7 protein-coding genes are annotated in these 8745 nt (G+C 57.2%); 5 read left to right on the forward strand and 2 right to left on the reverse strand.

The window, feature by feature from the left end:
• Positions 1-50 precede the first annotated feature (50 nt).
• A complete protein-coding gene (locus WNY39_RS15995; RefSeq protein ID WP_342847113.1) occupies positions 51-719 on the reverse strand; it encodes an SH3 domain-containing protein in 669 nt (222 codons plus the stop codon).
• A 206-nt stretch (positions 720-925) separates the two neighbouring features.
• Here WNY39_RS15995 and parC point away from each other — a divergent pair, with 206 nt between their 5' ends.
• From parC to WNY39_RS16010, 3 genes are read left to right on the forward strand one after another with little or no spacing between them, the layout of a single operon-like run.
• Positions 926-3247 (forward strand): DNA topoisomerase IV subunit A, encoded by a 2322-nt coding sequence (parC, locus tag WNY39_RS16000; protein ID WP_342847114.1) that lies wholly within the window; start codon positions 926-928, stop codon positions 3245-3247.
• Positions 3248-3259: 12 nt separating this feature from the next.
• Positions 3260-4570, forward strand: a complete 1311-nt coding sequence (locus WNY39_RS16005) for a DUF898 family protein (RefSeq protein WP_342847116.1) — start codon at positions 3260-3262, stop codon at positions 4568-4570.
• Positions 4567-5661, forward strand: coding sequence for a M48 family metallopeptidase (locus WNY39_RS16010; RefSeq protein WP_342847118.1), 1095 nt, complete (start codon positions 4567-4569; stop codon positions 5659-5661). Before WNY39_RS16005 ends, WNY39_RS16010 begins: the two co-directional genes overlap by 4 nt.
• On the opposite strand, the gene WNY39_RS16015 is transcribed toward WNY39_RS16010, so the two are convergent.
• Positions 5658-7010, reverse strand: a complete 1353-nt coding sequence (locus WNY39_RS16015; protein ID WP_342847120.1) for a cytochrome P450 — start codon at positions 7008-7010, stop codon at positions 5658-5660. The genes WNY39_RS16010 and WNY39_RS16015 overlap by 4 nt on opposite strands.
• 131 nt (positions 7011-7141) lie before the next feature.
• Between WNY39_RS16015 and WNY39_RS16020 the strand changes: the two genes are divergently transcribed.
• On the forward strand, positions 7142-7741 hold the full coding sequence (locus WNY39_RS16020; RefSeq protein ID WP_342847122.1) for a hypothetical protein: 600 nt from the start codon (positions 7142-7144) through the stop codon (positions 7739-7741).
• Between the two features lie 132 nt (positions 7742-7873).
• A partial coding sequence (tuf, locus tag WNY39_RS16025; protein ID WP_342847124.1) for an elongation factor Tu occupies positions 7874-8745 on the forward strand: 872 nt, incomplete at its 3' end.

Genomic DNA, 8745 nt, shown 5'->3' on the forward strand with positions numbered 1-8745 from the left:
CTTTATCCAAGGCCTTTCATCGCGTGTTCGTGCCGTGATGGCAACGCGGCTTAAACGCCCGAGAGCAGATAATCGGCCATCCAGCCCACAGGGCCGCCATTCAGCGGGCGCAGTTGCACCCAGCCATCGCCGGTGTCGTTGATGATCTCAACACTATCGCCGCGGGTCAGTTGGGTGACGACATCATATTCCGTGCCGGGGCCGCCGCGTACGTTTACGCTGTTGCCTGACACTGTCCGGATATCGCCAGATCCGCTGGCGTCGATGGTAACCGCGCCCGTGTCATCGGGTGTAATCAGGCTAGGAATGATTGCCGGTGTGTCTTGGCCAGATGTGGTGCTGCTCAGATTAACAGGGACCAAAGTCACTTCGTTTGCCAAGGGGGCCTCGGCGGCTTTTACGGCAGCATTGACCGCCGCAACCAGATCATCGATCTGGGCGGTGTCGTTGGTTTGCGCCGTGTCAGTGTCGGGCGTATCGCCAAATCCGGGTGGTGTGGTGTCAATCGGCCGAATATTTGCCAACCCTTGCGGGGTATGGGGTGCGATCTGTGGCTTGGCGCGTGCCACTTCGATCTGTGGTTCATCGTCGGCAACCGTCGCTTCGGTCAGGGATGGTTCGACGACGGGCGGGCGCGGGGGCTCAAAATCAGCGCCACCGCTTAGTTCGTAGAAAGCCAGGCCCAAAAACCCAAAGGTCAGTAGGATAAACCGTTTCATTTTGTACGTCCTCATTGCAGCATGGGGTCACGAGCCAAGCAGTTGGCATCCCCAAGACACGCACTTAGCCTTATTACCACAAATTGCCCGTTGACGGCGCGAGAATCTTTTGAGCGTTGCAGGGCGGTAACAGTCTGGTGTTGCCTGGCGTCATTTTAGCCAAACAGCCGCTTGCCGCTTCACGCCTGCTTGGATAAACACCTTCCATGTCAGATGTTACCGCCCCCCCAGAATTCGATCCTCGGAACGTGTCCGAACCGCTGCGTATCGCGTTGGGCGACCGCTATCTGACCTATGCATTGTCGACAATTATGCATCGCGCGCTGCCGGATGCCCGTGACGGGTTAAAACCTGTGCACCGCCGTATTCTATATGCCATGCGCGAACTGCGGCTCAGCTCGACCGGCGGTTTCCGCAAATCGGCCAAGATTTCCGGCGACGTGATGGGGAACTATCACCCGCATGGTGATGCCGCGATCTATGATGCGATGGCGCGCTTGGCCCAAGATTTCAACGTGCGCTATCCGCTGGTTGATGGTCAGGGCAACTTTGGCAACATCGACGGCGATAACCCCGCCGCAAGCCGCTATACCGAAGCGCGCATGACCGCCGTCGCCGAGGCGATGCTGGAAGGGTTGAACGAAAACGCCGTTGATTTTCGCGAAAACTATGACGGCACGCTGACCGAACCTGTGGTCTTGCCTGCGCAGTTCCCGAACCTGCTGGCTAATGGGTCGTCAGGCATTGCGGTTGGTATGGCGACGAACATTCCGCCGCATAACATTTCAGAGCTGGTGGATGCCTGTATTCACCTGATCAAATTCCCGAACGCGGGCGATGATAAGTTGCTTGATTTCGTGCCCGGCCCCGATTTCCCCACGGGCGGGATTATCGTTGAGCCGGCAGAAAATATCGCCAACGCCTATCGCACCGGCAAGGGCGGTTTCCGCCTGCGGTGCCGCTATGAGGTCGAGGATCTAGGGCGTGGAGCGTGGCAGATCGTTGTCACCGAAATCCCCTATCAAGTTCAGAAATCCAAGCTAATCGAGAAAATCGCCGAGCTGATCCAGCTTAAGAAGATACCGATTTTGGCCGATGTGCGCGACGAATCCGCCGATGACATCCGTCTGATCCTTGAACCACGCTCGAAAAACGTCGACCCCGAGGTCCTGATGGGCATGCTGTACCGCAGCTCTGACCTTGAGGTGCGGTTTTCGCTGAACATGAACGTGTTGATCGACGGGCTGACGCCCAAGGTTTGCTCGATGAAAGAAGTGCTGCGGGCATTCTTGGATCACCGCCGCGAAGTTTTGCAGCGCCGTTCGGCCCACCGGATGGAAAAGATCGATCACCGTCTTGAGGTGTTGGAAGGCTTTATCGTTGCCTTCCTGAATCTGGACCGTGTGATCGATATTATCCGTTATGACGACGACCCCAAAGCCGCGTTGATGGCCGAGGATTGGGGGAAAGACCACGTTCGCGCGACGAACGAGGCTGATTATGTGCCACCGGCACCGACAACTGAAAATTCGCTAAGCGAAGTTCAGGCCGACGCGATTTTGAACATGCGCCTGCGGTCGCTGCGCCGTCTCGAAGAGATGGAATTGCTGCGCGAACAAGCCGCATTGATGGAAGAACGCGCGGGCCTAGAAGACCTGTTGGAAAACGACGAGCTGCAATGGACCAGCATCATCGATCAGTTGCGGGCCACCAAAAAGCAGTTTGGCAAAGACTGGACGCTGGACGGCAAGAATATCGGCAAGCGCCGTTCGACTTTTGCCGAAGCGGGCGAGATCGAGGACGTGCCGCTTGAGGCGATGATTGACCGTGAACCGATCACCGTTGTCTGCTCTGAAATGGGGTGGATACGGGCGATGACCGGCCATATCGACCTGAACCGCGAGCTGAAGTTCAAAGACGGCGACGGCCCCCGCTTTATCTTCCATGCTGAAACGACCGACCGCTTGCTGGTCTTTGGCTCGAACGGGCGTTTCTACACGGTATCGGCTGCCACATTGCCCGGTGGGCGTGGCATGGGCGAGCCATTGCGCTTGATGGTTGATCTGCCAAATGACGTGCAAATCATCGATATCTTTATTCACAAAGCAGGCCGGAAACTGCTGGTCGCGTCCTCTGCCGGGGATGGTTTTGTGGTGCCCGAAGACGAAGTTCTGGCCCAGACCCGTACGGGTAAGCAGGTTCTGAACGTCCGCGGTGACGGCAAAGCGATGATCTGTGCCCCTATCGCGGGCGATTCAGTCGCTGTGGTTGGTGAGAACCGCAAGGTGCTGGTGTTCGGGCTGGACGAGTTGCCCGAAATGGGGCGTGGCAAGGGCGTGCGTTTGCAGAAATACAAAGACGGCGGCATGTCGGATGCGACGACGTTTGTTCGTGCCGACGGGCTGAGCTGGCTTGATCCGGCTGGGCGCACCCGCACCGAATCCGATTTGACCGAATGGACAGGCAAACGCGCCGGTTCGGGACGCATGGCACCCCGTGGTTTCCCGCGTGACAATCGTTTTGGCTAATCGGCCCAACGAATGATCGATGTCGCTTTGACATCGCCCAAGTCCGATGCTGTCGGCCTTCCTGTATATTTCACTGGTTCCCGCGGTGCGCTATTTTGGCTGGCGCTTAAGACAGGTTTTCTGACCGTTATCACACTGGGATTTTACCGGTTTTGGATGAAAACCCGTATGCGACGCTGGTTCTGGTCGGCGATCCGGCCCGGTGGCCATCCGATGGAGTACGTCGGTGACCCGTGGGAAAAATTGCTGGGCTTCTTTATCGCGGTGGTCATCCTGACGTTTTACATTGGCATCATCAATCTGGTGGTCATGTTCGTCAGTTTCTCGGTCTTTTCGAGCGCGTCCGTGGGGTATCTGGCCAGTGTCATTGGGGTGATACCGCTGTGGTTTTATGCCCAGTACCGGGCGCGGCGCTATGTCCTTGCTCGAACCCGCTGGCGCGGTGTGCGCTTTGGTCTTGAGAAGGGTGCTTGGGGCTATGCGTGGCGGGCGTTGGCGCATTGGGCGGTGACCTTGCTGACGCTGGGAGCGTTGTGGCCACGCATGACGTTCTGGCTTGAGAAATACGTGACGGATCGCACCTATTTTGGCTCGGCGCGGCTGCATCAGGGCGGGCATTGGACAATGCTCTACCGTGCTGCGATTCCGTTTATGCTATCGCTTTTTATAATAGCAGCAGGAGCGATCTGGGTGTTCTGGCTGGACCCGATCGTGGTGTCAGCTGACATAACCACCGACGGGGTCATGCGCTCGATTGAGGAAATGATGGACGGCGGCGCGGCAGTGCTTCCTGTCGTCGGGGTGGAACGGCTGGGGATATTTTTGCTCGGGATTATCGGGTTGCTGTACGGGGCAGTTCACTATCGCTTTGTCTCAAAACGTTTGATGGCCAATCACAAAACGACCGAAGGGATCACGCTGCATTCACGGCTGAGCGGGCCGCGGGTGGTCAGTATTTACGTCTTGGGCAGCTTTATTGCCTATCTTACCTTGCTACTGGGGATCATCGGGCTGGTGATTTTCGCAATTCTAACGCTGGGTCCTTCGGCGATGCTGGGGGGCGTAGTGGGTGATTTTGGTGCGGCTGTGGACCTTCCCCAAATTATAGCTGTCCCCATGATCGCCGTCTTCTATCTATCGATCTTTTTGCTGTGGAACGTGCTTTACAGCACTTTCGTCACCTTTCCTTTGATGCGTCACATGGCCAGAACGCTGTCGCTGCCGCAGCGCCATGGATTGCAGGGCATCAGCCAGCGTGATCGCGACGAATTCGCCGAGGCCGAAGGGTTCGCCGAGGCATTGGATCTGGGGGCCGCGATATGAGCATGGGGTTCAATGGTTTTGGCTCTGCCTATTTCGACGGTGACCGTCCGATTGGCAAAGAGGTCAGCCTGCACATCGCCAATCACAATCTTCAGATCGGGCTTGATAATGGCACGACGCTTTTTTGGCCTGTCAAAGATATTCGCGTTCTTGAGGATAACGCCAACAAGCACAGCTTTGCCTTGCAGCTGATCACGGACCCCTTGGCGCGGCTGTTGGTTACAGATCAAATGCTGCTGGGGTATTTGCCAAATGCTACGCGCCGCAGCCCGCCAAAAGGGCGCGGGAAACTGGCGCTTTGGGCGGCCGGAGCGGTTGCGGCTGTCGCGCTCCAAGTCACGGTTTTGGTACCCTTGCTGGCGGACCGCCTTGCCGTTTTCATCCCACCTGCCGGTGAACGAGCGTTGGGCGAGGCGACGTTTGAACAGATACGCGACGCGTTAGGGGACACTGCGCTTGCGCCTTTGGCGATGTGCGAAAACCCGGCTGGCGTCGCGGCGCTTGGCCAAATGACCGCTGCGCTGATGGCGGGTGAGGGCGCGCCAGAGGGTTTAAGCGTTACGGTACTGGATCACGAGATGATTAACGCCTTTGCCTTGCCAGGCGGGTTCGTCGTGATCTTCAAAGGGTTGATCGATCATGCGGAAACGCCTGACGAAGTCGTCGCTGTGCTTGCGCACGAGATCGGCCATGTGGTCAGTCGCGACCCGACACGGCATGCGCTGCGGTCGGCGGGCTCCATTGGTATTCTGGGCCTGCTGTTTGGCGATTTTGCCGGAGGTGCTGCTGTCTTGTTCTTGACCGAACGCCTGATCAGCGCGACCTACAGCCAGCAGGCTGAAACGGATGCAGATGCGTTCGGCTATACGCGACTTGAGGCTGCAAATGTATCGCCAGCCGCGCTTGGCACGATGTTTGAACGGCTGCGTGACGAACATGGTGAAGGCAACGAATTGTTGGGCCATTTTCTAAGCCATCCCAGTCTTTCGGACCGCATTGAGAACGCCCGCAGCGCTGCTGACGAAACCCGTGATTATTCACCTATACTGGACGATTCTGGCTGGGCAGACCTGCAATCGATCTGCGATTAAGCGGGCTCTGCCGTTAACCAAACACCACCCTCGGGGCGGAGCGTGAGGATCATCACCGGTTCAGGATCCTTGCCTGCGACGGCGGTGAATTTGAACCGCGAGAGTAAGGTGGCAAGGATGATCACCGCCTCTTGCAGCGCAAAGCTGGCACCGATGCAAATGCGTGGGCCATCGCCAAAGGGCAGATAGGCGTAGCGGTCAATCGATTTGCGGTCCGCGAACCGTTCGGGTTTGAATGCATCCGGATCATCCCACAGCTGTTCATGACGCCCCAAAGCATAGATCGGGATCATCACGGTATCGCCCGGTCTGACCTCGCGCCCGCCCAGCGTGTCATGTTTTTGTGCAGTTCGTGACAGCATGCCCGCCGGGGGATAAAGGCGCAGCGCCTCGTCGATAATCTGGCGAATATAGGGCAGGTGTTCGACATCATCGCCCGTGGCCGCGCGGCCCTGTAGAACCGATTGTGCCTCGGCGCGGGCCTTGTCTTGGGCGGCTTGATCAAACCCCATCAGATATAGCGACCAAGACAATGTCAGGGCCGTGGTTTCGTGCCCCGCAACGATAAACGTCAGCAGATTATCGCGCAGCTCGGCGGTGTTCATCTGACGTTTCGTTTTCGGATCCATACCGTCCAGCAGCAGATCAAGCAGATCGGGGGTGCCGTCGCTGCCGCGCTTGGCGCGTGCCTCAATCGCGGTATCGGCCAGACGTTTCATCTGGCGAACGGCCTTGCCCGATACGATCCGGTCGGGGCGGGGCACCCAGTCGGGGAAACCCAGTATATCGAACAGGCTGACCTTGCCCGCTTGGGCGATATAATCCTCAATCGCGACATGCACGGCATCGCGGTCAATGGTGTCATCGCCCGAAAACGTAACATCAGAAATCACGTCAAAGGTGGTTGTGACCATCTCGTCCAGCATGTTGATGGCGCGGGGGCCTGCGGCTGTGATGCGGTCGCAGGACCGTTCGGCAGCGGATGTCATCATCGGCGACAGGTTCAGCATATTGCGCGCAGAGAACACCGGGGCGGCAGCGCGGCGTTGCCAACGCCAATGGGCGCCCTCTGCAATGAACAGTGAATCCCCGATGGCCGGTTTCAACAGGTTTTTGACAACGAGGGATTTAGGATAATCCTCCAACCGGTCCAGCAGCACCTCGCGGATGGCTGTGGGGTCCATGACCATATGCCAGCGTTTGCCGGTCTTACCCGATACCATGGGCTGCTTGGTGGCGATGGCGGGTATGATGCTTAGAATATTGCGCCGCGCCATTTGCAGGCTTTTCAGAATCCCCCAAGGTCGGGTCACCAAGGGCACACGGACGGGAAGGGGCGGTTGGCTCATACGAAAGGTGCCTTTCTGCGACACATCATAATTAGGGCTTGGGCCGTTGGTTGCAAATGGTCCAAAAGATTGCACCCTCGTTGGGCTTGGGGTATCGCCATGGACACAGTTTGCGCCGATGGAGGCTTTAGATGTTTCGTGTTCTTGCCATTTTGATGACCGTTACCTTTGTTGCTGCCTGCAACGGCGCGTCCGATCTGAACAAGGCCCCCGTGCCGCTTGGCGACTTTAACCTATACCATAACATTGTGGTCGCGCCCAAAGTTCAAAAGCTGCCGATCAGCCGCGAGGTGAGCGAAGAGGTGCTGACCGCTGCCGTCAAAGACGCGATTGCAGAACGGTTTGATCGCTATGATGGCGCGCGCGATTATCACTTTGGCGTCAGCGTGGAGGGCTACGTACTGGCCCCTCCCGGTATTCCGCTGGTGCTGGCCCCCAAGTCGGTGATGATCCTTAACTTTAATGTGTGGGATGACGCCGCAGGCAAGAAGCTGACCGACAAACCGCATCAGATTACCGTGTTCGAATCGTTTGATCAGGGGCCGATTGTGGGGTCGGGTTATACCAAGACCGCCGAAGAGCAGCTTAAGAACCTGAGCCAGAATGCTGCCAAGTCGATTGAGAACTATTTGGTCAAGCAAAATGAGGCCGAAGGGTGGTTCAACCGCGACGCTAATGCTGTGATTGAGCGGGCCGATACCGAGCCTGCACCGGCCGCCAGCACGGAATAAGCTGAAATTACTTTGCAGATGCTGGTTTCAAGCGCGAACAGACGCTTGATTTTATGCGCCAGACCCAATACATCGCCCGCCAGATAGGTTTGGGTCTGACGTAGGGCCCACATTAATATAAAGGGCTGCATCATGGCTAAGGCAAAGTTTGAACGTAATAAACCGCACGTAAACATCGGCACGATTGGTCACGTTGACCACGGCAAGACGACGTTGACAGCAGCGATCACCAAGTATTTTGGCGATTTCAAAGCGTATGACCAAATTGACGGCGCGCCCGAAGAAAAAGCACGCGGCATCACCATTTCGACAGCCCACGTTGAATATGAGACGGAAAACCGTCACTACGCACACGTCGACTGCCCCGGCCACGCTGACTATGTGAAAAACATGATCACCGGTGCGGCGCAAATGGACGGCGCGATCCTGGTTGTGAACGCGGCCGATGGCCCGATGCCACAAACCCGCGAGCACATCCTGCTGGGCCGCCAGGTTGGTATCCCGACCATGGTTGTTTACATGAACAAAGTGGATCAGGTTGACGACGAAGAGCTGCTGGAATTGGTGGAAATGGAAATCCGCGAATTGCTGTCTTCCTACGAATACCCTGGCGACGACATGCCTGTAATTCCTGGTTCCGCTTTGGCAGCCATGGAAGGCCGCGATCCTGAGATCGGTGAAAACTCGATCCGCGCGCTGATGGCCGCTGTTGACGAATACATCCCCACACCAGCACGTGCTGTTGACCAGCCATTCCTGATGCCTGTGGAAGACGTGTTCTCTATCTCTGGTCGTGGTACAGTTGTTACGGGCCGTGTCGAGCGTGGCGTGATCAACGTTGGCGACGAGATTGAAATCGTTGGTATCCGCGACACCAAGAAAACCACCTGTACCGGCGTTGAAATGTTCCGCAAACTGCTGGACCGCGGTGAAGCTGGCGACAACATCGGTGCCCTGCTGCGCGGCGTTGACCGTGAAGGCGTTGAGCGTGGTCAGGTTCTGTG

The organism is Sulfitobacter sp. AS59, from assembly GCF_038899995.1.
Classification (GTDB): Bacteria; Pseudomonadota; Alphaproteobacteria; order Rhodobacterales; family Rhodobacteraceae; genus Sulfitobacter.